The 19,446-nt window shown below is 62.3% G+C and carries 22 protein-coding genes and 3 pseudogenes; 15 read left to right on the top strand and 10 right to left on the bottom strand.

The genetic code is table 11. From position 1 onward, the window contains the following. The first annotated feature begins 104 nt into the window (after positions 1 to 104). From AC6I6U_RS17535 to AC6I6U_RS17525, 3 genes are all read left to right on the top strand, one after another. Positions 105 to 629 (top strand): RNA polymerase sigma factor, encoded by a 525-nt coding sequence (locus tag AC6I6U_RS17535; protein WP_497877297.1) that lies wholly within the window; start codon positions 105 to 107, stop codon positions 627 to 629. Then, the gene (locus AC6I6U_RS17530) at positions 626 to 1,447 is read left to right on the top strand and encodes a FecR family protein (protein ID WP_497877296.1); all 822 of its coding nucleotides are present in this window, start codon (positions 626 to 628) and stop codon (positions 1,445 to 1,447) included. The genes AC6I6U_RS17535 and AC6I6U_RS17530 overlap by 4 nt, the downstream gene beginning before the upstream one ends. A 79-nt stretch (positions 1,448 to 1,526) precedes the next feature. Continuing rightward, positions 1,527 to 3,866, top strand: coding sequence for a TonB-dependent siderophore receptor (locus AC6I6U_RS17525; RefSeq protein ID WP_497877295.1), 2,340 nt, complete (start codon positions 1,527 to 1,529; stop codon positions 3,864 to 3,866). Between the two features lie 3 nt (positions 3,867 to 3,869). On the opposite strand, the gene AC6I6U_RS17520 is transcribed toward AC6I6U_RS17525, so the two are convergent. The 3 genes from AC6I6U_RS17520 to AC6I6U_RS17510 all read right to left on the bottom strand — a co-directional run bounded on the left by AC6I6U_RS17520 (position 3,870) and on the right by AC6I6U_RS17510 (position 5,653). After that, positions 3,870 to 4,181: an AzlD domain-containing protein gene (locus AC6I6U_RS17520; RefSeq protein WP_497883051.1), complete on the bottom strand. Its 312-nt coding sequence runs from the start codon at positions 4,179 to 4,181 to the stop codon at positions 3,870 to 3,872. Then, positions 4,181 to 4,876: an AzlC family ABC transporter permease gene (locus AC6I6U_RS17515; RefSeq protein WP_497877294.1), complete on the bottom strand. Its 696-nt coding sequence runs from the start codon at positions 4,874 to 4,876 to the stop codon at positions 4,181 to 4,183. Before AC6I6U_RS17515 ends, AC6I6U_RS17520 begins: the two co-directional genes overlap by 1 nt. Positions 4,877 to 4,993: 117 nt before the next feature. Beyond that, positions 4,994 to 5,653 (bottom strand): ribonuclease T2 family protein, encoded by a 660-nt coding sequence (locus AC6I6U_RS17510; protein WP_497883050.1) that lies wholly within the window; start codon positions 5,651 to 5,653, stop codon positions 4,994 to 4,996. A 295-nt stretch (positions 5,654 to 5,948) separates the two neighbouring features. Between AC6I6U_RS17510 and AC6I6U_RS17505 the strand changes: the two genes are divergently transcribed. From AC6I6U_RS17505 to AC6I6U_RS17485, 5 genes and pseudogenes are all read left to right on the top strand, one after another. Then, complete coding sequence (locus AC6I6U_RS17505) at positions 5,949 to 6,773, top strand: aspartyl/asparaginyl beta-hydroxylase domain-containing protein (protein ID WP_497877293.1); 825 nt, start codon at positions 5,949 to 5,951, stop codon at positions 6,771 to 6,773. A 174-nt stretch (positions 6,774 to 6,947) separates the two neighbouring features. Further along, positions 6,948 to 7,163 (top strand): hypothetical protein, encoded by a 216-nt coding sequence (locus AC6I6U_RS17500; protein WP_497877292.1) that lies wholly within the window; start codon positions 6,948 to 6,950, stop codon positions 7,161 to 7,163. Beyond that, positions 7,127 to 7,351, top strand: a pseudogene (locus tag AC6I6U_RS17495) (spermidine/putrescine ABC transporter substrate-binding protein PotF); the annotation flags it as partial. The gene AC6I6U_RS17500 and the pseudogene AC6I6U_RS17495, both read left to right, overlap by 37 nt. A gap of 65 nt (positions 7,352 to 7,416) precedes the next feature. After that, a pseudogene (locus AC6I6U_RS17490) lies at positions 7,417 to 8,366 on the top strand (aminotransferase class III-fold pyridoxal phosphate-dependent enzyme). A gap of 143 nt (positions 8,367 to 8,509) precedes the next feature. Then, positions 8,510 to 8,734, top strand: a pseudogene (locus AC6I6U_RS17485) (response regulator transcription factor); the annotation flags it as partial. A gap of 36 nt (positions 8,735 to 8,770) precedes the next feature. Here the strand turns inward: AC6I6U_RS17485 and AC6I6U_RS17480 are convergent. Next, positions 8,771 to 10,048, bottom strand: coding sequence for a serine/threonine transporter (locus AC6I6U_RS17480; protein WP_497877291.1), 1,278 nt, complete (start codon positions 10,046 to 10,048; stop codon positions 8,771 to 8,773). Between the two features lie 489 nt (positions 10,049 to 10,537). Between AC6I6U_RS17480 and AC6I6U_RS17475 the strand changes: the two genes are divergently transcribed. Next, complete coding sequence (locus tag AC6I6U_RS17475) at positions 10,538 to 11,083, top strand: DUF4946 domain-containing protein (protein WP_497877290.1); 546 nt, start codon at positions 10,538 to 10,540, stop codon at positions 11,081 to 11,083. Positions 11,084 to 11,114: 31 nt separating this feature from the next. Here AC6I6U_RS17475 and AC6I6U_RS17470 read toward each other — a convergent pair whose 3' ends face one another. The 5 genes from AC6I6U_RS17470 to galU all read right to left on the bottom strand — a co-directional run bounded on the left by AC6I6U_RS17470 (position 11,115) and on the right by galU (position 15,646). Continuing rightward, a complete protein-coding gene (locus AC6I6U_RS17470; RefSeq protein WP_497877289.1) occupies positions 11,115 to 12,074 on the bottom strand; it encodes a quinone oxidoreductase family protein in 960 nt (319 codons plus the stop codon). 34 nt (positions 12,075 to 12,108) lie between these two features. Next, positions 12,109 to 12,282 carry a DUF1427 family protein gene (locus AC6I6U_RS17465; protein ID WP_186679880.1) on the bottom strand — a complete coding sequence of 58 codons (174 nt, stop codon included), beginning with the start codon at positions 12,280 to 12,282 and terminating at the stop codon, positions 12,109 to 12,111. 261 nt (positions 12,283 to 12,543) lie between these two features. Further along, positions 12,544 to 13,311 (bottom strand): AraC family transcriptional regulator, encoded by a 768-nt coding sequence (locus tag AC6I6U_RS17460; RefSeq protein ID WP_497877288.1) that lies wholly within the window; start codon positions 13,309 to 13,311, stop codon positions 12,544 to 12,546. A 2-nt stretch (positions 13,312 to 13,313) separates the two neighbouring features. Further along, positions 13,314 to 14,672 (bottom strand): glutathione-disulfide reductase, encoded by a 1,359-nt coding sequence (gene gorA / locus AC6I6U_RS17455; RefSeq protein ID WP_497877287.1) that lies wholly within the window; start codon positions 14,670 to 14,672, stop codon positions 13,314 to 13,316. Between the two features lie 134 nt (positions 14,673 to 14,806). Beyond that, positions 14,807 to 15,646, bottom strand: a complete 840-nt coding sequence (galU, locus tag AC6I6U_RS17450) for a UTP--glucose-1-phosphate uridylyltransferase GalU (protein WP_010448179.1) — start codon at positions 15,644 to 15,646, stop codon at positions 14,807 to 14,809. A 280-nt stretch (positions 15,647 to 15,926) separates the two neighbouring features. Here galU and AC6I6U_RS17445 point away from each other — a divergent pair, with 280 nt between their 5' ends. Beyond that, positions 15,927 to 16,115, top strand: a complete 189-nt coding sequence (locus tag AC6I6U_RS17445) for a hypothetical protein (protein ID WP_497877286.1) — start codon at positions 15,927 to 15,929, stop codon at positions 16,113 to 16,115. Positions 16,116 to 16,120: 5 nt separating this feature from the next. Next, complete coding sequence (locus AC6I6U_RS17440; protein WP_497877285.1) at positions 16,121 to 16,402, top strand: hypothetical protein; 282 nt, start codon at positions 16,121 to 16,123, stop codon at positions 16,400 to 16,402. 20 nt (positions 16,403 to 16,422) lie between these two features. Here AC6I6U_RS17440 and AC6I6U_RS17435 read toward each other — a convergent pair whose 3' ends face one another. Then, complete coding sequence (locus tag AC6I6U_RS17435; RefSeq protein ID WP_497877284.1) at positions 16,423 to 16,782, bottom strand: hypothetical protein; 360 nt, start codon at positions 16,780 to 16,782, stop codon at positions 16,423 to 16,425. 211 nt (positions 16,783 to 16,993) lie between these two features. Between AC6I6U_RS17435 and AC6I6U_RS17430 the strand changes: the two genes are divergently transcribed. From AC6I6U_RS17430 to AC6I6U_RS17415, 4 genes are all read left to right on the top strand, one after another. Then, the gene (locus AC6I6U_RS17430) at positions 16,994 to 17,299 is read left to right on the top strand and encodes a DUF1883 domain-containing protein (RefSeq protein ID WP_186679865.1); all 306 of its coding nucleotides are present in this window, start codon (positions 16,994 to 16,996) and stop codon (positions 17,297 to 17,299) included. 40 nt (positions 17,300 to 17,339) lie between these two features. Continuing rightward, positions 17,340 to 17,501, top strand: coding sequence for a hypothetical protein (locus AC6I6U_RS17425; protein ID WP_497883160.1), 162 nt, complete (start codon positions 17,340 to 17,342; stop codon positions 17,499 to 17,501). Between the two features lie 18 nt (positions 17,502 to 17,519). Then, complete coding sequence (gene alkB, locus AC6I6U_RS17420; RefSeq protein ID WP_497877283.1) at positions 17,520 to 18,182, top strand: DNA oxidative demethylase AlkB; 663 nt, start codon at positions 17,520 to 17,522, stop codon at positions 18,180 to 18,182. A 146-nt stretch (positions 18,183 to 18,328) separates the two neighbouring features. Further along, positions 18,329 to 19,393 (top strand): NAD(P)H-dependent flavin oxidoreductase, encoded by a 1,065-nt coding sequence (locus tag AC6I6U_RS17415; protein WP_497877282.1) that lies wholly within the window; start codon positions 18,329 to 18,331, stop codon positions 19,391 to 19,393. Positions 19,394 to 19,446: the final 53 nt, after the last annotated feature.

The following is a 19,446-nucleotide window of genomic DNA, read 5'->3' as shown; positions in this document are numbered from 1 at the left end:
CTGCCGCACCGCAATCGCCAGCAAGCCGGTGCCCACAAACACGCTATGAATGAAAAGATTTCTCATTTATATTTGCACCTGCGCTGCCTCGTCCCAGGTCCATCATGCCGTTCGACCCCGCCAAGCCGTCCCTGCTCAGCACCCTGGTGCGTCACTACGACGAACTGGTCGATCACGTGCGCCGGCGCTTCGGCGATCGCGGATTTGCCCGCGAGGTGGTCCATGACGTCTGCGTGCAACTGCTGGAAAAGCGCCAGCCGGAAGAAGTGCGCACGCCCCTGGCGCTGCTGCGCAAGATCTCCCACGACCAGGCCATCGACCGCTATCGTAGCGAACGTCGACGCCAGGCCTGGATCATCGAGCAACCTGAAGAGTTCGATGCGGTCAGCGAAATGCCCTCGCCCGCCCGCCAATATGAAGGCGAACGCGAACTGGAACGGCTGGCCCAGGCCATCGAACAATTACCGGCGCGTTGCCAGATGGTCTTCGTCATGCACAAGATCCACCAGTTGCCGCAGGCGGAAGTCGCGGCGCGCATGGGCATCTCGCTGAAGACCGTGGAAAAACACCTGAAACTCGGCCTGACCGCTTGCCGCACCCAACTCGACTTGTCGGAACGCGCCTCATGACTGCCCAGCCACCGTCCTCCCGCGAAGAAGAAGCCCTGGCGCGCCACCGCGAAGAGCTGCGCAAGCGTTTTCCACTGCCCGAGCCCAAGCCGCGCAGCCCGCGCAAGGCCCTGGGAGCCGCCGCACTGGCCGTGCTGCTGGCTGGCGGACTGACCTGGCTCGACCCCGCTTACCATCGCGAATCCTATACCAGTGCCATCGGCGCGCGACGCGTGCTGGACCTGGCCGACGGCAGCCGCATGACCCTGGACAGCAACAGCCGCGCCACGGTCGAGTGGCACCTGCGTTCGCGACGGGTCGAACTGCAGGGCGGCCAGGCGCTGTTCGATGTTTCGAAAACCGTGTTCCGGCCATTCCAGGTGGATGCCGGTACGACCAGTGTTCGTGTGCTGGGTACCCTGTTCAGTGTCGACCGGCTCGACCCGGCCGTGCGCATCACCCTGGTCCGCGGCAAGGTCGACGTCGCGACCGATGACGGCCAGCACCTGCAGTTGCTCCCTGGGCAGCAAGTGGAAGCGCGTCCAGGGCAGTCACTGCAATCGGTCAATGTGGACGCCGAGGCAGCCATCTCCTGGAAAGACAATCAATTGATCTTCGACCGCACACCATTGGCCGAGGCCCTGAAGCAGATCCAGCGCTACCGCGCGGCGCCGATCCGCCTCGACACCCCGGACCTGGCGAAACTGCCGATCACCGGCGTATTCGACAGCAGCCGGGTCGAGGGGCTGTTGGCCCTGCTGCCAAGCATCCTGCCGGTAAGCCTGAACAGCGACACAGACGGTACCTTGCACATCCGCCGCAAGGTCACGAAAAAATAATCGTTTCGCCAGGTAGGGTTTTCCAAGGTGGCTGACGGCAAGTAGTCAAAGCATCCTACTTTCCGAGGACCACCGCCCCATGAAGCCCCAACTGCGCAGCGCTCGCCTGCCCCTGTCCCTGTTGGCCAGCAGCCTGTTGTTCGCCCTCTCCGCCCATGCCCAGGACAAGGTCCTGCTCGACCTGCCCGGCTCGCGCCTGGACCAGGCGCTCAATGCCCTGGCACGCCAGTCCTCGGTGCAGATCCTGTTTGCCAGCGACATCGCCCAGGGCCGCACCACGCAGCCGCTCAAGGGCAGCTTCACACCACAGCAGGCCTTGGAACGGCTGCTGGACAACAGTGGCCTGCAGCCCCAGGTCAAGGACGAGCGGACCTTCGTCATCGTGCCGGCCGGCACACCCCAGGCGGCGGAAAAACCGGCGGAAACCGCCTATATCGCGCCGATGGTGATCAAGGGTGATGTGCTCGGCAGTGCCAGCGATCCCGAAGTGCTGGCCTACGCCGGCAGTCGCACGGTGGTCGGCTCGGACAACCTGAACAAGGCCAGCGTACGCGGCGTCGACGACGCCCTGCAGCGCGTTCCCGGGGTGAAGATCTTCGATGAAACCGGCACCGGCGCCCTGCCGCAGATCGCCGTGCGCGGCCTGTACGAAAGCCGCAGCGGTCGGCTGCAGGCACTTTCCGATGGCATCCCACTGGCCCTGGCGCCCTATGGCCAGACCGGCCTGTCACTGTTCCCGGTGACCATGGCCACCGTCGACCGGATCGATATCGTCCGTGGCGGCGCCGCCGTGCAGTACGGCCCGAACAACGTCGGCGGGGTGATCAACTTCATCAGCAAGCCGATCCCCCGCGAATGGGAAAACACCCTACAGGAGCGCACCACCTTCAACGCTGGCGGGCGCCAATTGTGGGACACCTACTTCGGCACCGGCGGCTACCTGACCGACAACTTCGGCCTGCAACTGGACCTCAACACCCTCTCCGGTGAAGCCGGCCGCCAGCATTCCGACACCGATATCCAGAATTATCGCCTGCGCGGCCAGTGGAACATCGACGACGACCGCGAACTGAGTTTCGGCGTCCAGCACTACGAGGCCGACATGGACCTGGCCGGCGCCCTCAGCGTCAAGGACTACCGCGACGACCCACGCCAGTCGACCCGACCGCTGGACCACTTCGATGGCAATACCGATCGTGTCTGGGGCACCTACACCCAGCGTTTCGGCGCCGTCGGCCCGTTCGACTCGGTGGAATTCAGCTGGACCAACTTCGCCCACGACAGCTATCGCAACTTCATCGTCGGCCTGCCCTTCACCCCGGACGGCATCGCCGCCACCAAACAGGATGGCCCGCGCAACTTCAAGGTCTGGGGCAGCGAACCGCGCCTGAGCATGAGCATCGACGGCGACGAAGTCAGCCAGACCTGGCTGGTCGGCGCCCGCTACGTCAGCGAAGACATCGACTACAAGGTCGACCGCCAGAGCATCGTCACCGGTCGGACCACGCCGTTCCGTGACTGGCAGTTCAATGACGAAGCCAAGGCGTTCTACCTGAGCAACGCCATCGGTCTGTTCAACAATCGCCTGACCATCACTCCTGGCGTGCGTCATGAGGACGCGCAGATGGACTACAAGGACGGCATCAGCGGCTTCAAGCATGACAACGAGTCCAAGGAATGGCTGCCCGGCCTGACCGTCGGCTGGCAGGCCAGCGACGACTGGTACCTGTATGCCAACGCGCAGAAGTCGCTGCGGCCACCGCAGGTGACCCAGATCGTCAAGGAAGGTGATGTCGGTGCCGAGCTGGCCTGGAACTACGAAACCGGCGTGCGCTATACCCCATGGCAAGGCCTGCGGGTCGACTTCGACGTGTATCGCATCGACTTCGACGACCAGATCGTCTACGACGCCACCAGCGACCGCTACGTCAACCTCGGCAGTACCCGCCACCAGGGGATCGAGAGCGAGATATTCTGGACCCCGGGGGCCCTGCCCGACCTCGACCTGCACGCCAGCTATGCCTATCTGGATGCCAAGCAGCGCAACGGCAGCTTCAAGGGTAACGAGGTGCCGTTCTCGTCACGCAACCAGTTCAGCGTCGATGGCCGCTACCACTTCGCCGAGCGCTGGACCTACAGCCTCGACGGCCTGTACGTCAGCAGCGCCTACACCGACGCCGCCAACTCGGGCCCCGAGGATGCCACTGCCTCCGTGGGGCGGCTGCCGTCCTACTGGGTCTGGAACACTGCCATCGAGCGCCAATTCCCACTGCACGACAAGACCGTGCTGACCGCCTCGGCGGGGGTCAGCAACCTGTTCAATCGCGAGTACTACTTCCGCGGCATCGACACCAGCCCGTGGGGCCGGCAGCCGGCGCCGGAGCGCTCGCTGACCCTGGGGCTGAACTATCGGTTCTAGGCCCTACAGCCACCAGCGCAAGAGAAAGAAGAACGCCATGCTCAGCAGCATGCTGAGCAGGGTGTTGCGGGTATAGAGCACCAGGCCGACCGCCACCAGCGAGCTGATCAGGTAGGGGTTGTCCAGGTGCAGGTTCAGTTGCCGCTCCGGCATGAACACGATCGGCCCGCAGATCGCCGTCAGCATGCCCGGCACGGCAAAGCCGAGGAACTGCCGGGCGTTGCTGCTCAGCCGCAGCGGCAGCCGTGGTTCGAGGAATACGTAACGGTTGAGGAATACCAGCAAGCCCATTCCGAAGATCACCGCCCAGACCATCATTCACGCCCCCAGAGCTTGTTGCAGACAAATCCTGCCGCCATTCCCGCCAGTCCCGACAGCACCAGCGCCGAACCCCACTGCCAGTAGCTGAACAACACCGAGCAGAACAGCGACACGGCCACGCACACCACTGTCGGCACATTGCGCACCACCGGCGTGATCAGGGCAATGAAGGTCGCGGCGATCGAAAAGTCCAGGCCCAGGTGTTCCAGACCGGGAATGCTGCTGCCCAGGACGATCCCGGCCAGGGTGAACAGGTTCCAGGCGACATAGAACGTCAGGCCCACTCCGAGTGCGTACCAGCGATCGAACTGCTGCTTGTCATGCTGGCTGGTCAGGGCGAACAGCTCATCGGTCAGCAGGAAGCCCAGGCCGAAACGCCAGCGACCCGGTAGCGGCGCGATCACCGAACGCATGCTCATGCCGTACAGCAGATGTTGTGAGGTCAAAAGCGCAGTGGTCAGCAAGATCGAGAAAATCCCCGCCCCGCCCTTCAGCATGCCGATGGCCACCAGTTGTGCGGCACCCGCAAACACGATGCTGGACAGGCCCTGGCCCTGCAGCGGGGTCAGGTTGGCCTCGATGGCCATGGAGCCGGCCAGCAGCCCCCAGGGCGCGGTCGCCAGGGACAATGGCATGATGGCCACGGCACCGCGCAGGAACGCGGCACGGGGCAAGGAGTGTTCGGACATAAAACTCGGACTTCAGGAAATTGGCAGCCCACTTTGGCAGGCCATTTCCGCCGTGTCTTGAACAATCTTGCAACATGAGCGGCGTCATCCGAGACCGCTCACGAAACGCGTCAGCCTTCAGCGAATCGGTGGCAGGCGGACCTTGCCGTCCCGACACTGGGTTTTAACACCCTTGCCGCACGACTCGAAGCCCAGGTCCTTGCCCAGGCACACCCGCACTTCCGACAGTTGCGGCCCGCTGCAGCCTATGGCGATGCCGTCCGCCGGCAGGCCCGGGTTGCTCTGCTGGAACAGTTGGGTGATTTGTGCAGCGGAGTACTCCCGCACGCTGGTCGATGGCTGCAGCGCCTCGGGAATGTGCACCTTGCCCAGGGCCTGGTCGGTGGTGTTCAGGTAGCCATCGGCCCCCAGGCCGCTACAGGTGCCGTGCTTGTTCCACTCATGTTCGAGCAGCTTGGCCGTCGGGAACATCGTCTGGCCCTGTTGACGCTGCGCAACCGTCAGTGGCTTCAACGGTGCGCAAAACTGCGGCCAGCCGCCCTTGGCATACTGCGGCCAGAGGCCATGCAGTACAAAACCGTAACCCTTGCCCTTGCACTGCTCGTTACCGGCATGGGTCAGGCAAAAGGTCGGCGACCAGGACAGGCTCAACAGGTAATAATCGAACTCGCCCGCCTCCCCCTTCTGTTTGTTCTTGCCCGATGAAGACTGCTGGTCCGCCTGGGCGCCGCCCATCGACAACATCAGTACGGCCAATGTCACGGAAATCCACTTCATTTTCATTCCCTGCTCCTTGTTGGGGCTGGACGTCCATTCCCCGATGTCAATGATTGCCTACACGAGTCACGTTAAATAAATTGTTAAGAAACCTTACAAAACAGTAACATTTGATACGATTATGCCTCGCCCGAACTTCTATCATGGCTGGTACCGTCCGACCTACACGGCCTGCTGATTCGCGCAAGCCGTCGCCCCGGACGGCTCCGTACCCGGACGCGGTCTTTTCCTGGGTTTCAACGCGCCACTCCGGCGCCCGCCACACCTGACGCAGTCGCTCTAAGGGAGCAGGTTCATGAGTATCCGCAACATCCGCAAGAAAATCGTCTCGCTCCTATGGACGCTGGGCGTGCTCCTGATCATCTATTGCTTCCCGAAAACCGTGTTCGGTTTCCTGGCGCTGGTGGTGATCTGTGGCCTCTACGATTTCCTGCGCAATGGTATCTACACTGCCGAACTGGCGAAAAAGTATTTTATCGGCAACGGTCGCAATACTTGGGTTCTGTCGCCATTCAACACGTTGTTCGATCTGGTGAGCCGTCGCAACCGCGGGGTCTACCGCATGCAGGACCTGCCTGAAGACTGCCAGCGCGAACTGCAACAGGTCATCGACCGGGCCATGGACCACAAGGACGAGATCATCCAGTTCCTCGACGGTCGCATGGCGCAGAACAAGCGCGGCATGCTGTTCTTCCAGTGGTACGGGCGCAAGATCGACACCGAACTGGACATCCACGAACTGCAGCAGAAGTACCCCTACGTGAAGACCATCGGCGTCTCGGTATTCAACGCCAACCAGTCGACCTCGTTCCACTTCGGCCCGCTGCGCATGATGTTCCGCGTGCTCTATAACATGGCGCCGGCTCCCCACCATGACGGCGTCTATATCCAATGCCGCAAGGACAAGCATTTCTGGCATGACGACCCGCTGTTCATCTTCGATGACACCCTGCTGCATGCCTCGTTCAACAAGAACGACACCAAGCGCTACTGCCTGTTCATCGATATCGTCCGGCCGTCGCGTACGCCGTTCATCCTGCGCGGTGTGATCGCCGGCTTCGCCGGAGCGGTGTTCGCCCTGCGCCGGGTCTTCTACAAGAACTGGAAACTGATCCAGTAAACCCTCCCCAGCCCTGGGCGCCGGATATCCGCTCGCCCAGGGTCGCCTGTTCCGACAACGCCTGCGCAAAAGCGACTACCTACCCATTCGGAGTATGGTGGCGCCAGTGTGCTCACCTGATAGTGGATTCACCCCGCTCCCCGCGAGCTGAATCCAGCCCAAGGTGAAATGCCCATGCACAAGGCGTTAGTGGTAACCCTGAGTCTCCTGCTTGCCCCCGCGGCGTTGCCATCGCACGCCGAGGAAGTCGATGCCTCGCGCACCCTGCAGCATTTGCAGGGCTACGATCCGGGCATCGCCTACTCGGCGCCCTACGCCTGGGGCAGCAACGGCGTGACCTATAACGTCGACAAGAATACCTGCTGCAGCCCAAGGTCATGGCCGACGTGACCAACTTCATCCACTACGCCAATAGCAACAGCGCCTCGACGCCACTGGTCAATACCGACATCCGTGCCAACCCGGCGATCTACCCGGACGATGCCACCCGCCAAAGGCTGTTTGCGCAGAAGACCCAGGACGCCAAAGACAAGCGGGCCATAACCCGCGTCTGGAACACGGTAAAGACCGGCCTGTAGGAGCGTGGCTTGCCCGCGAAGGGATCGCCTCGCCCCTCACCATTCTCCCCACAAAGGACAGCCCCATGGCCATTCCAACCCAAGCCTTTCTCGCCGGTTTCGATCAGCTGGCGCTGGTCGAAGCGGACAAGACGCACTACATGCACGGCTACCACATGTTCGATGAACACCGTGAACAAGGCGCCCTGAACATCGTCGCCGGTGACGGCGCCTACATCTGCGACACCGAAGGCAATCGCTTCCTCGACGCGGTGGGCGGCATGTGGTGCACCAATATCGGCCTGGGCCGCGAGGAAATGGCCGAGGTGATCGTCGAGCAGGTTCGCCAGTTGGCCTATTCCAACCCGTTCTGCGACATGGCCAATCCGGCCACCATCCGCCTCTGCGAAAAACTTGCCAGCCTGGCTCCCGGCGACCTCAACCACGTGTTCCTCACCACCGGCGGCTCCACCGCCGTAGACACCGCCTACCGCCTGGTGCAGTTCTACCAGAACAGCCGCGGCAAGCCACACAAGAAGCACATCATCGCCCGCTACAACGCCTATCACGGCTCGACCACATCTGGAACGTGATCGGCGAGCCGGGCAAGGGCCGCTGCTTCACCCACGGTTTCACCTACAGTGGCCACCCGGTGTGCTGCGTCGCCGCATTGAAGAACATCGAGATCATCGAGCGGGAAAACCTGCTGGGCCATGTCGAAGAAGTCGGCAGCTACCTGGAACAGCGCCTGGCCAGCCTGCGCGAGCTGCCGCTGGTGGGTGACGTGCGTTGCCTGCGATTGATGGCCTGCGTCGAGTTCGTCGCCAACAAGCAGACCCGCGAGCTGTTTCCCGACAAATTGAACATCGGCGAACGCATCCACCTGCTGGTGCGACCGATCATGCACCTGAACGTGATGTCGCCACCGCTGATCATCACCCGTGCCCAGGTCGATGAAATCGTCGAAACCTTGCGCGAATGCATCCTGGAGGTGGCCGACGAGTTGCAGAAAAGCGGCCAGTACGCCGGGCGATGAACGCCTTTTCCAACCCCTGGCGGCCCCCGCAGTCACTGGTTAGACTGCGGGGCATGAAGCCCATAGCCGACGACGCCCGCCTCTGCTGTCACGCCCTGCATCGCTGGCATGTCGGGCTCGCGGGCGCCGAGGTCAGCCGGCGGATCCAGGCGGCCTTCAGCCGGTTCGGTTGCGAGGTGCTGACCGAGCGTGAACGCGAAGCGGCGCAGATGGTCCTGCGCGGCCACTCGGTGAAGTCCACGGCGAGGGAAATGAACATTTCCCCGGAAACCGTGCGCATGCACCGCAAGAATCTTTATCTGAAACTGGGCATCGGTTCCCAGTCGGAGCTGTTCGCCCAGTTCATCGACTGGCTGCGCCAGGGCTGACAGGATGCAGGAGCCGGCTTGCCGGCTCCTGCAAAATCAGGATGCCAGCGAGTAGATCAGCGCCGAAATCGAAACCAGCCCGATCAGAGTCACGAACACGTTGGACAGCTTGCCCGAGTACTGGCGCATCGACGGCACGCGACGAATCGCATACATCGGCATCAGGAACAGCAGCGCGGCAATGATCGGCCCGCCGAGGGTCTCGATCATGCCCAGGATGCTCGGGTTCAGCGTCGCCACCAGCCAGCAGACCACCAGCATGAAGGCCGCGGTCACGCGGTCCAGGGTCTTGGCAGCCGGCTTGCGCCCGCTCTTGATGATCAGGCCCTTGAGACCTTCGCTGGCACCGATGTAGTGGCCCAGGAACGACTTGGAGATCGCCACGAAGGCAATCAGCGGCGCGGCAAAGGCGATGGTCGGGTTGCTGAAGTGGTTGGCCAGGTACGACAGGATCGACAGGTTCTGCGCCTTCGCTTCAGCCAGTTGCGCTGGCGACAGGGTCAGCACGCAACTGAACACGAAGAACAGCACCATCACCACCATCAGCAGGTGCGCACGGGACAGGATCTGGCTGCTGCGCTCTTCGGCGTGGACGCCGTAGCGACGCTTCTGGTCAACCGCGAAGGCCGAGATGATCGGCGAGTGGTTGAACGAGAAAACCATCACCGGAATCGCCAGCCACAGCGTGTGCAGCAGTGCAGAAGGCTCCGGGACGCTGCTGGCGGTGGCGAGGATGCCGCCGTTCCAGTGCGGAATCAGGTACACCGCGAGGAACGCCAGGGCAACGATGAACGGATAGACCAGCATGCTCATGGCCTTGACGATCAATTGCTCGCCGCAACGCACCACCGCCAGCAGGCCGAGAATCAGCGCCAGGGACAGAATTGCCCGCGGCGGCGGCGCAATGTGCAACTGGTGTTCGAGGAAGCTGCCGACGGTGTTGGTCAGGGCGACGCTGTAGATCAGCAGGATCGGAAAGATCGCGAAGAAGTACAGCAGGGTAATCAGCGCACCGGCGGTCAGGCCGAAATGCTCCTCGACCACTTCGGTGATGTCCGCGCCATCGCGACCGGAGAGCACGAAACGGGTCAGGCCACGGTGAGCGTAGAAGGTCATCGGGAACGCCAGCAACGCCAGGATCAGCAGCGGCCAGAAGCCGCCCAGCCCCGCGTTGATCGGCAGGAACAGGGTCCCGGCGCCGATCGCCGTGCCGAACAGGCCCAGCATCCAGGTGGTGTCGTGACGGTTCCAGCTGCTCAGTGCAGCGGGCGCCGATTCATAGCGTTCATCGACGCTGTTGGCCTGGTCATTCATCCGGTCGAGTCTCCGTTAGCCGGTCATTACCACGCGACCGGAGCGGAAAAACAGCTTATTGGCAGCGCCCCGGCCATAAGAGGGCCGCGATTGTCCGGGATAACGCTTGAGAAGCAAAGGGTTAGCTGAGCAACGGTTGCCTGTGTCGGTGTTTCCGGGGACACCTGCGCACTTGCCTGACGGCTTGTGCAGCTCCCGATGCGACTTGTCGTCACAGCGTCAGAAAGATGTTTTTCCCTGAAGATAACGGCAAGAACCCACTCAATAGGCACATATAGACTGACCAGGCGGCAATGCCAATCGATAGATTCAGGCTAAGTTACTGATTCGGTTGGAAAAATAGAAATTCCAAGAAAAATGGCCATGACCGCCCCGGCCAGATACCGAATACGCCTTCCACGCGAGGACCACGCAGAAGAATCGGCCTTTCACCCCAGACTATTGATACACTGTAACAATAACCTCTACCCTCCCTTGCCAGTACCGTCCATGACTCCACTGCCCTGTCGCGCCTGTTTCACCGCCCTCCTCCTGCTACTGTGCAGTTCGCCCGCCCTCGCCGATGACCTGATGATCACCTGGCCCGGAGACTGGGAAGTGCAAACCCTGCCCCCAGCGCGCAACGCCGCTGGCGAAGTCATCAGCGGCCTGCGCCAGCGCGCGGTGAAGAGCGACCCCAACGGCGACCCGTTGATGGTCATGGAACTGACCCAGTCGGCGCTCACGCCCGGTCATGAAGTCAACCTGCCCGGGGTGCTGCTGGAAATGCGCAAGGCGGTGCAGAAGAACTTCGTCGAGCGTGGTTTCATGAGCGCCTGCAATCGCATTCACGACAGCACCCTGGGTGGCATGCCAGCCGTTGAAACCACCTGCACCATCACCCAGAACGGTGGCCACGTGATGACCCAGACCCTGGTGGCCGCGGCGCGTGAAGGCAAGGCCTACTCCCTGCTGTACGCAGGCTCGGCGGACGGCTACAAGGCGCAGGAACCGGCGGTCAACGGCATCCGTGCCAGCCTGCACCTCGAGCCCTGAGCCTCTCCAACCCGAGCTGGGCGGATTTTTCTCAAGGCAGCAGAATCACCTTTTCGCTGCTGCCCTGGTTGAGTTCGGCATACCGCGCAGGCCCCTCGGCCAGTGGAGACTCGCGCAAGCCCGACGGCAATTCCAGCAACCCTTCATCGAAGAAGCGGCCGAACTGTTCGAGCATCCGCGCACACGCCTCGGTGCCATAGAGCAGCGAGTTGATGCCTACCACCGAGCCACCCTTGCGGTACAAGGCCAGGGCCGGCAACTGCACATGGCCATCAACTGGAGCAGCGATGATCGCGATACGGCCGAACGTCGCCAGGGCGCCGACTGCCGCCGGTAGCCAGAAGCCGGTGGTATCGAAAATCACCTCGGCGCCGCCAGGGAACACGCCATTGACCGAGACTGCCAGATCCTCCGGCTTGTCCAGTACGATGGCATCGAAGCCACGGGCCCGCAGCGCCTCGGCCTGTTCCGGCCGACGCACCGCCGCCAGCACTTGCGCACCACGAATCTTCGCCAGGGCAATGGCCGCACTGCCGACCGCACCATTGGCACCAATCACCAGCAGTCGGGTATCGGCTTTCACCAGGCTGCGCTCCAGCGCATCCCAGGCGGTGGTGTACGGCACACCGAGGCTGGCCGCCTGGGCAAAGCTCAAGTGCGCCGGCTTGAGCGCCACGCCCTTGGCCGACAGGGTCAGGTACTGCGCATGGGAACCATCGCCGGTGAAGCCCAGTTCCTTGCCGGTACCCCAGACTTCCTGGCCGAGCAGCGCCTGAGGGCCTTCGACTACCACGCCGGCAAAATCACGCCCGGGCACCCGGGGCAAGGTGGTGTAGGAGAAACGGCCAAGCACGTTCTTCACATCGCTGGGGTTCAGGCCAGCGGCCTTCACCTGCACCAGCACCTCTCCGGCAGCAGGCACGGGCATCGGCAGGTCGGCCAGTTGCAGCGCCGAGAGATCACCAGTCTTCAAAAATTGCAGGGCTTTCATAGAGTGCTTATCCAGACAGGGAACAGGAAGAGTTTCAGGACAACCAGCCAGCCACCAGTTGTTTGCCCAGCGGCCAGGCCTTTTCGCCCAGCTGCATGCCGAGCAGGCCGACCAGGGCCACGGCGGGAGGCGCCGGGGAACGGAAATCGAGACCGCCGTAAAGCAGCCCGACGGCAAGGCCAATGGCGAGGGAAATCAGATAGCTCATGATGAAATCCAGGCTCCGAAAGGGAATGCCTGCAGTCTATGGCCGACAAACAGCAACTGTCGGCCAAAGGCTTCTGGATATCGGTCAAACGCGGGAGAAGTGGCTTAGGCTGTGTACGAAATTGTTTGAAACGCAGGTTAGGCAAGGCAAAAAGCGGCGAGGAACGGCCGGGGTCGCGCCCGACTTGACTGGTTGTCAATGAGCATTCCGAGCCGCTTTTTAACGCCGCATAACCAAGTTTCAAGCGATTTCGTACATAGCCTAGTCCACCGGGTAATGCGAAGGCGAAATGCCCAGGGCGCGACGGAACATGTCGCTGAAGCTGCTCGGCGAATAACCCAGCGAGCGGGCGATACGACTGACCGGCACGCCCTGGATCAACTCCGCCACCGCCGTAGCCAGTTGTACCTGACGCCGCCATTCGGCGAAGCCCATGCCCAACTCCGCCTGGAACAGCCGCGCCAGGGTACGCACGCTGGCACCGGCGGTCTCGGCATGCTGGTCGAAGGAAATCGCCAGAGACGGTGTGCCCATCACCGCCTGACACACCGTCAGCAGACGGCGATCGCTGCCGGAAGGCAGGGCGACTTTCAGCATCGAACGTCGCGCCCGCCGCAGTTCCAGCAGTGTCAGGCTGGCCAGCGCCTCGTAATACTCGCCCCGCGTCTCGTCGGCCTGCCCCACGAGGCCGATGATCAGCTCGCGCAGCAGGCCGCCGACCTCGATCACCTGGACCGTGCCTTCGAGGGTTTCGGCCAGGGCCGGGCGCAGGTAGATATTGCGCATCTGCAGGTCCGACACCACCCGAATGCCATGGGGCACCCCAGGCGGCAGCCAGACCGCCCGCTGTGGCGGCACCGCCAGGGCCTCGTGGGGCGTCTCGACCCACATCACGCCGGACATCGCGTACAGCAACTGCCCCCAGGCATGCTCGTGTGGCTCGATGAACAAGCCCCGCGGGTAGGTCCGTGCCAGCGGCTGTACGGGCCGGTTGGTATCGCTGAGGTCGGGCGGTGCGGCCAGGGCCATGATCAGCCTGCGACTGGCGTACGCATTGTGACGAACTCTTCGGCCGCCGTCGGGTGCACGCCGATGGTTTCGTCGAACTGTTGCTTGGTCGCGCCGGCCTTCAGCGCAATGGCCAGGCCCTGGACGATCTCGCCGGCGTCCGGCCCGACCATGTGGCAACCCAGGACCTTGTCGGTACGGGCATCCACCACCAGCTTCATCAGGGTCTTCTCCTGGCAGTCGGTCAGGGTCAGCTTCATCGGCCGGAAGCGGCTTTCGAAGATCGTCACCTCATGCCCCTGCTCCCGAGCCTGCTCCTCGGTCAGGCCAACGGTACCAATATTCGGCTGGCTGAACACCGCAGTCGGAATCAGGTTGTAGTCGACCGGGCGATACTGCTCGGGCTTGAACAGCCGCCGGGCCACGGCCATGCCTTCAGCCAGGGCTACCGGCGTCAGTTGCACGCGACCGATCACGTCGCCGAGGGCGAGGATCGACGGCTCGGTGGTCTGGTACTGCTCGTCGACCTGAATAAAGCCGTGCTTGTCCAGTTTCACCCCGGTATTTTCCAGGCCCAGGTTGTCCAGCATCGGACGGCGCCCGGTGGCGTAGAAAATGCAGTCGGCCACCAGCTCGCGACCATCCTTGAGGGTCGCCTTGAGGCTGCCGTCGGCCTGCTTGTCGATGCGCTCGATATCGCTGTTGAACTGCAGCTTCAGACCCTGCTTGGTCAGTTCTTCGGCCAGGTGCTTGCGTACCGCGCCATCGAAGCCGCGCAGGAACAGGTCACCGCGGTAGAGCAGTTGGGTATCGGCGCCCAGGCCGTTGAAGATGCCGGCGAACTCGACGGCAATGTAGCCGCCGCCGACCACCAGGATGCGCTTGGGCAGTTCCTTGAGGAAAAACGCCTCGTTGGAGCTGATGGCGTGCTCATGCCCCGGAATCCCGGGAATCTGCGGCCAGCCGCCGGTGGCGATCAGGATATGCTTGGCGCTGTAGCGCTGGCCGTTGACCTCGACCTGGTGCGGATCGACCAGTTTGCCATGGCCTTCGAGCAGGGTGACGCCGCTGTTGACCAGCAGGTTGCGATAGATGCCGTTGAGGCGGTTGATTTCCTTGTCCTTGTTGGCGATCAGAGTCGCCCAGTCGAAGCTCGCTTCGCCCAGGGACCAGCCGAAGCCCTTGGCCTGCTCGAAATCTTCGGCGAAGTGCGATCCGTAGACCAGCAGCTTCTTCGGCACGCAGCCAACGTTGACGCAGGTCCCGCCCAGGTAGCGGCTTTCGACCACCGCCACCTTGGCCCCGAAACCGGCGGCAAACCGCGCCGCACGCACACCGCCGGAACCGGCGCCAATTACAAACAGATCAAAATCGTAGGCCATTTCTATCTCCTCGGCAGGCACACAGCATACCCGCTGTAGCCTCTCAGGTCAGTTAGCCATTACATAAGGACGAATAACAAAAAAGCCACCCGAAGGTGGCTTTCTCTACGACGACGCTACGAAATCGGCGACTCTTAGTAAGCCTTGCCGGTCTTGTAGAAGTTCTCGAAGCAGAAGTTGGTCGCGTCGATGTAGCCTTCGGCGCCACCGCAGTCGAAACGCTTGCCCTTGAACTTGTAGGCGATTACACAACCGTCCTGGGCCTGTTTCATCAGGGCGTCGGTGATCTGGATCTCGCCGCCTTTGCCTGGCTCGGTCTGCTCGATCAGGTTGAAGATGTCCGGGGTCATGATGTAGCGACCGATGATCGCCAGGTTCGACGGTGCATCTTCAGGCTTCGGCTTCTCGACCATGTTGCGCACGCGGTACAGGTCGTCACCGATCAGGTCGCCGGCGATCACACCGTACTTGCTGGTTTCCTGTGGGTCGACTTCCATGATCGCAACGATGGTGCAGCGGTACTGCTTGTACAGCTTGACCATCTGCTTGAGAACGCCGTCACCATCCAGGTTGACGCACAGGTCGTCCGCCAGTACCACGGCGAACGGCTCGTCGCCGATCAGTGGACGGCCGGTCAGGATCGCGTGGCCCAGGCCTTTCATTTCGGTCTGGCGGGTGTACGAGAACGAGCACTCGTCCAGCAGGCGGCGGATACCGACCAGGTATTTCTCCTTGTCGGTGCCCTTGATCTGGTTTTCCAACTCGTAGCTGATGTCGAAGTGGTCTTCCAGCGCGCGCTTGCCGCGACCGGTGACGATCGAGATCTCGTTCAAGCCAGCGTCCAGTGCCTCTTCGACGCCGTACTGGATCAGTGGCTTGTTCACCACCGGCAGCATTTCTTTGGGCATGGCTTTAGTCGCTGGCAGGAAGCGAGTGCCGTAACCGGCTGCTGGGAACAAGCATTTCTTGATCATATGAGTCCTTAAAAAGGGCGTTGTGTACGAGTTTCGGCGCAGTCTAATCAGGCGGCGGTCACCTTACAATGCCCCGCTGATAGCATACTGACGTCAACATAGAGAAAAACCGTGGCCGATAGTTCCAACGTATTGAAAAATTGTTCGATGGCCGGTTTGGCAAGCGATCGGGCAACCCTGTCTAGCCCGCCATCCAGGGATTGATTCTAGCGGCTGATAGCGGTTTGCGCCGTGTTCTGCGCTATCATCCTGACATTTACCCAACCTGTGAGATGAATCGATGTCGGCAGCAAAGAAAGTGAACGGTTACCTGATTACCCAGGCCGCAGATGGCCAATGGTGGGTTGCCGGTGTCGACGGCGAGCAGATTGCCGGACCGTTCGCGAGCGAAGCCCTGGCCAGCGAAGTGGCCTCGGTGTTCGAGGACACCCCTGCCCCAACGACCAAGGCCGCGAAAAACAAGGGCTGAACAATATGAAGCGTTTTCTGGCACTGCTCGCGGTACTGGCCTTGGCAGGATGCGCAACAGCCTCCAGGACCTACCTGAACAACGGTCAACAAGGCCTGGAAATCGACTGTTCCGGCGAAGCGATGTCCTGGGCCAAATGTTACGAAAAGGCCGATGATTCCTGCGCTGGCACCGGCTACACCATCGTCGGTACCGATGGCACGCCGCAGCCCAGGGAAAGCGACAAGACCCTGGGCGTGGATGTCGGCAACTTCAAGAGCCGCACCGTCGTGGTGATCTGCAAGTGACGCGGGCGCTCAGGCCAACCTCAGGGTTGGCCTGAAATGCAGCGGGTCGCCGCGTCCAGTACCGCGCTGGAGCGCAACGGATTGTTCGACATGCTCTCGTAGAGCCGGATGCTGCTGCCATTGGAGCGTTCCTCGATATCCAGCAGCGCCGCCGGCGAAGTCGACAGGCGATCGCGCACCACCATCTTGATCCCGCTCTTGTGCGGCGTCAGTAGCGACGGACCGCGACTCTTGTTCAATAGGGTGTCCACGCAACTGGCATACTCATTGGGCTTCTTGCCCGAAATCACGTTCAACGTCGGCGGCGTCTGCTGGATATCCGAAACACTTGCACAACCACCCAACGCCAGCACAGCAGCGACCCAAGCGCCCCACTTCATGAAAAACCCTCCAATAAAGACGCTCCGACAGCATCAACGCGAATTTTCTCCCTGGCAGCATAGAAATTAATCGAACTTCTATGGCGGCAAGGCGGTGTAATCCGTCAGACTTGTCGGCCTACCCGCAGAATTAACTCATCGTAGCCGTAAAACCGGGCTACGCCACATGCTATCTTTTTGATTTTGTAGAAAAAGCCTTCTGGAGGCGGTCATGAAATTCATCCACCAGCGCGAGCACCTCAACGAAGACGACATCGTCGTGATCGAATGCTCGCAGACCTGCAATATCCGCCTGATGAGCGACGCCAACTTCCGCAGCTTCAAGAACGGCGGTCGCCATACCTACCACGGCGGTGCCTTCGATACCTTTCCAGCGAGGATCACCGTGCCCAGCACCGGCTTCTGGAACATCACCCTGGACACCGTGGTGACCAAGCGCGCCATCAGCGTCACGCGCAAGCCGAACATGAAGCATTCGATCCGCATCATCCGTCGCTCCAGCTCGAAACTGCGCTGAGTACGGGCCCCCAACTCACCTTCTTTCAAGTGGAATGATCATGACGACCAAATATGTCATCAAGTACACCCTCAACGGCGAGCGCCGTTTCGAGTTCGCCCAGCTGGAAAACGGCACCGAAGCCGAAGCCCGCGCGACGCTGGAAACCATGCACGGCAAGGACGATGTCATCGCCGATGTGAAAGTCAGCAAGGCGCTGTAGGCACCGCGAGAAACCCGCATGACCCTTGACCTGTTTGCCGAAGACGACCTGCGGCAACCCGAACGCCACGAGCGGATCGGCGAACAATCCTGGGTACTCCGCGGTTTTGCCCTGCCCCGGGTCGAGCAGTTGCTCCCCGCCCTGCGCCAGGTGTTGCACCAGGCGCCCTTTCGCCAGATGGTCACCCCAGGTGGTTTCACCATGTCCGCCAGCCTGAGCAGTTGCGGCCATTGGGGCTGGACCACAGACCGTAACGGCTATCGCTACAGCGCCATCGACCCGCAAAGTGGCCGGCCCTGGCCAGCCATGCCCGAGGTGATCCGGCAGCTGGCGGTGGAAGCCGCGCAAGCCGCAGGTTTCGACGACTTCGCACCCGACGCCTGCCTGATCAACCGTTATGCGCCAGGGGCCAAGATGTCCCTGCATCAGGATCGCAACGAGCTGGACCTCGACGCCCCGGTGGTCTCGGTCTCCCTGGGGTTGCCGGCGATGTTCCTGTTCGGCGGCCATGAGCGCGCCGACAAGAGCCAGCGCATCCCGCTGGTGCATGGCGATGTGGTGGTCTGGGGTGGTGTCGACCGCCTGCGCTTCCACGGCATCCTTCCGGTCAAGGACGGCCAGCATCCGCTGCTGGGAGCGCAGCGTATCAACTTCACCCTGCGCCGCGCCGGCCAGCCTTGACCCAATGGGTCCCGGCCGAACGCAACCCACCATCACCGGGCAACAGTCTTTTACCAAACCGTCACTGGCCTTGCAGATGGCATTCCTGATACAAACCTGCGCTGTTCTCGTCGCAATTCCTTTATCTGCCCCGGAGAGAAGTCGTCATGAGCAACTGGCCCGACACCCGCCTGCTTGAGCTGTTCGGCATCGAGCAACCGATCATCCAGGGCCCCATGGCCGGCGCGACCACCCTCGCCATGACGGTCGGCGTCGCCAAGGCCGGTGGCCTGGCCTCGCTGCCCGCCGCCATGCTGACCCCGGAACAGATCCGCCAGCACACCGAGGCATTTCGCCGGGCGGTGCAGGCGCCCCTGAACATCAACTTCTTCTGCCACCAGCCGCCCACCCCGGACCCGGAGCGCGAAAAGCGCTGGAAGGAACGCCTGGCGCCCTACTATCGCGAGCAGGGCCTGGACTTCAACGCCCCCACTCCGGTTTCCAGCCGCGCGCCCTTCGATGAAACCAGTTGCCAGTTGGTGGAGGAACTGCGTCCGGAAATCGTCAGTTTCCACTTCGGCCTGCCACCCCAACCCCTGCTGGACCGGGTCAAGGCCACTGGCGCGACCATTATCGGCTGCGCCACCACCGTGGATGAAGCGCTCTGGCTGCAGGAGCGTGGTTGCCACGCGATCATCGCCATGGGCAGCGAGGCCGGCGGCCATCGCGGCATTTTCCTCAGCAGCGACCTCAACACCCAGGTCGGTACCATGGCCCTGGTACCGCAGATCGTCGACGCGGTGAAGGTACCGGTGATTGCCGCCGGCGGGATCGGCGATGCCCGCGGCATCGCAGCGGCCTTCATGCTCGGGGCCAGTGCGGCACAGCTGGGGACCAGCTATCTGTTTACCCCGGAAGCCAAGATCTCGGCGTCTCATCACCAGGCGCTGCGCACAGCCAAGGAAAGCGAGACGGCCCTGACCAACCTGTTCACCGGCCGCCCGGCCCGCGGGATCATGAACCGGGTGATGCGAGAACTGGGGCCGATCAGCGAACTGGCTCCGGCGTTCCCCCTGGCCGGGGGCGCGCTGCTGCCACTGCGGGCCAAGGGCGAAGCAGAGTTCAGCAACCTGTGGTCGGGCCAGGCCCTGCGCCTGGCAGTGGAATTGCCAGCCGAGGAACTGACCCGGCAGTTGGCGCAGCAGGCATTGGCCAAGCTGAAGGGCCGCTGATCTCATGGAATGGCCGCCTTCGGCGGATCGCCAGCAAGCCGGCTCCCACAGGT

It is taken from the genome of Pseudomonas sp. UTLPPB19802 (assembly GCF_059730225.1).
This window is presented reverse-complemented; position numbering and strand designations above follow the sequence as displayed.

Bases quoted from the DNA above. Each gene is read 5' to 3' on its own strand.
- AC6I6U_RS17535 (WP_497877297.1), top strand. From the start codon at position 105: ATGCCGTTCGACCCCGCCAAGCCGTCCCTGCTCAGCACCCTGGTGCGT.
- AC6I6U_RS17530 (WP_497877296.1), top strand. From the start codon at position 626: ATGACTGCCCAGCCACCGTCCTCCCGCGAAGAAGAAGCCCTGGCGCGC.
- AC6I6U_RS17525 (WP_497877295.1), top strand. From the start codon at position 1,527: ATGAAGCCCCAACTGCGCAGCGCTCGCCTGCCCCTGTCCCTGTTGGCC.
- AC6I6U_RS17520 (WP_497883051.1), bottom strand. From the start codon at position 4,181: ATGGTCTGGGCGGTGATCTTCGGAATGGGCTTGCTGGTATTCCTCAAC.
- AC6I6U_RS17515 (WP_497877294.1), bottom strand. From the start codon at position 4,876: ATGTCCGAACACTCCTTGCCCCGTGCCGCGTTCCTGCGCGGTGCCGTG.
- AC6I6U_RS17510 (WP_497883050.1), bottom strand. From the start codon at position 5,653: ATGAAGTGGATTTCCGTGACATTGGCCGTACTGATGTTGTCGATGGGC.
- AC6I6U_RS17505 (WP_497877293.1), top strand. From the start codon at position 5,949: ATGAGTATCCGCAACATCCGCAAGAAAATCGTCTCGCTCCTATGGACG.
- AC6I6U_RS17500 (WP_497877292.1), top strand. From the start codon at position 6,948: ATGCACAAGGCGTTAGTGGTAACCCTGAGTCTCCTGCTTGCCCCCGCG.
- AC6I6U_RS17480 (WP_497877291.1), bottom strand. From the start codon at position 10,048: ATGAATGACCAGGCCAACAGCGTCGATGAACGCTATGAATCGGCGCCC.
- AC6I6U_RS17475 (WP_497877290.1), top strand. From the start codon at position 10,538: ATGACTCCACTGCCCTGTCGCGCCTGTTTCACCGCCCTCCTCCTGCTA.
- AC6I6U_RS17470 (WP_497877289.1), bottom strand. From the start codon at position 12,074: ATGAAAGCCCTGCAATTTTTGAAGACTGGTGATCTCTCGGCGCTGCAA.
- AC6I6U_RS17465 (WP_186679880.1), bottom strand. From the start codon at position 12,282: ATGAGCTATCTGATTTCCCTCGCCATTGGCCTTGCCGTCGGGCTGCTT.
- AC6I6U_RS17460 (WP_497877288.1), bottom strand. From the start codon at position 13,311: ATGGCCCTGGCCGCACCGCCCGACCTCAGCGATACCAACCGGCCCGTA.
- gorA (WP_497877287.1), bottom strand. From the start codon at position 14,672: ATGGCCTACGATTTTGATCTGTTTGTAATTGGCGCCGGTTCCGGCGGT.
- galU (WP_010448179.1), bottom strand. From the start codon at position 15,646: ATGATCAAGAAATGCTTGTTCCCAGCAGCCGGTTACGGCACTCGCTTC.
- AC6I6U_RS17445 (WP_497877286.1), top strand. From the start codon at position 15,927: ATGTCGGCAGCAAAGAAAGTGAACGGTTACCTGATTACCCAGGCCGCA.
- AC6I6U_RS17440 (WP_497877285.1), top strand. From the start codon at position 16,121: ATGAAGCGTTTTCTGGCACTGCTCGCGGTACTGGCCTTGGCAGGATGC.
- AC6I6U_RS17435 (WP_497877284.1), bottom strand. From the start codon at position 16,782: ATGAAGTGGGGCGCTTGGGTCGCTGCTGTGCTGGCGTTGGGTGGTTGT.
- AC6I6U_RS17430 (WP_186679865.1), top strand. From the start codon at position 16,994: ATGAAATTCATCCACCAGCGCGAGCACCTCAACGAAGACGACATCGTC.
- AC6I6U_RS17425 (WP_497883160.1), top strand. From the start codon at position 17,340: ATGACGACCAAATATGTCATCAAGTACACCCTCAACGGCGAGCGCCGT.
- alkB (WP_497877283.1), top strand. From the start codon at position 17,520: ATGACCCTTGACCTGTTTGCCGAAGACGACCTGCGGCAACCCGAACGC.
- AC6I6U_RS17415 (WP_497877282.1), top strand. From the start codon at position 18,329: ATGAGCAACTGGCCCGACACCCGCCTGCTTGAGCTGTTCGGCATCGAG.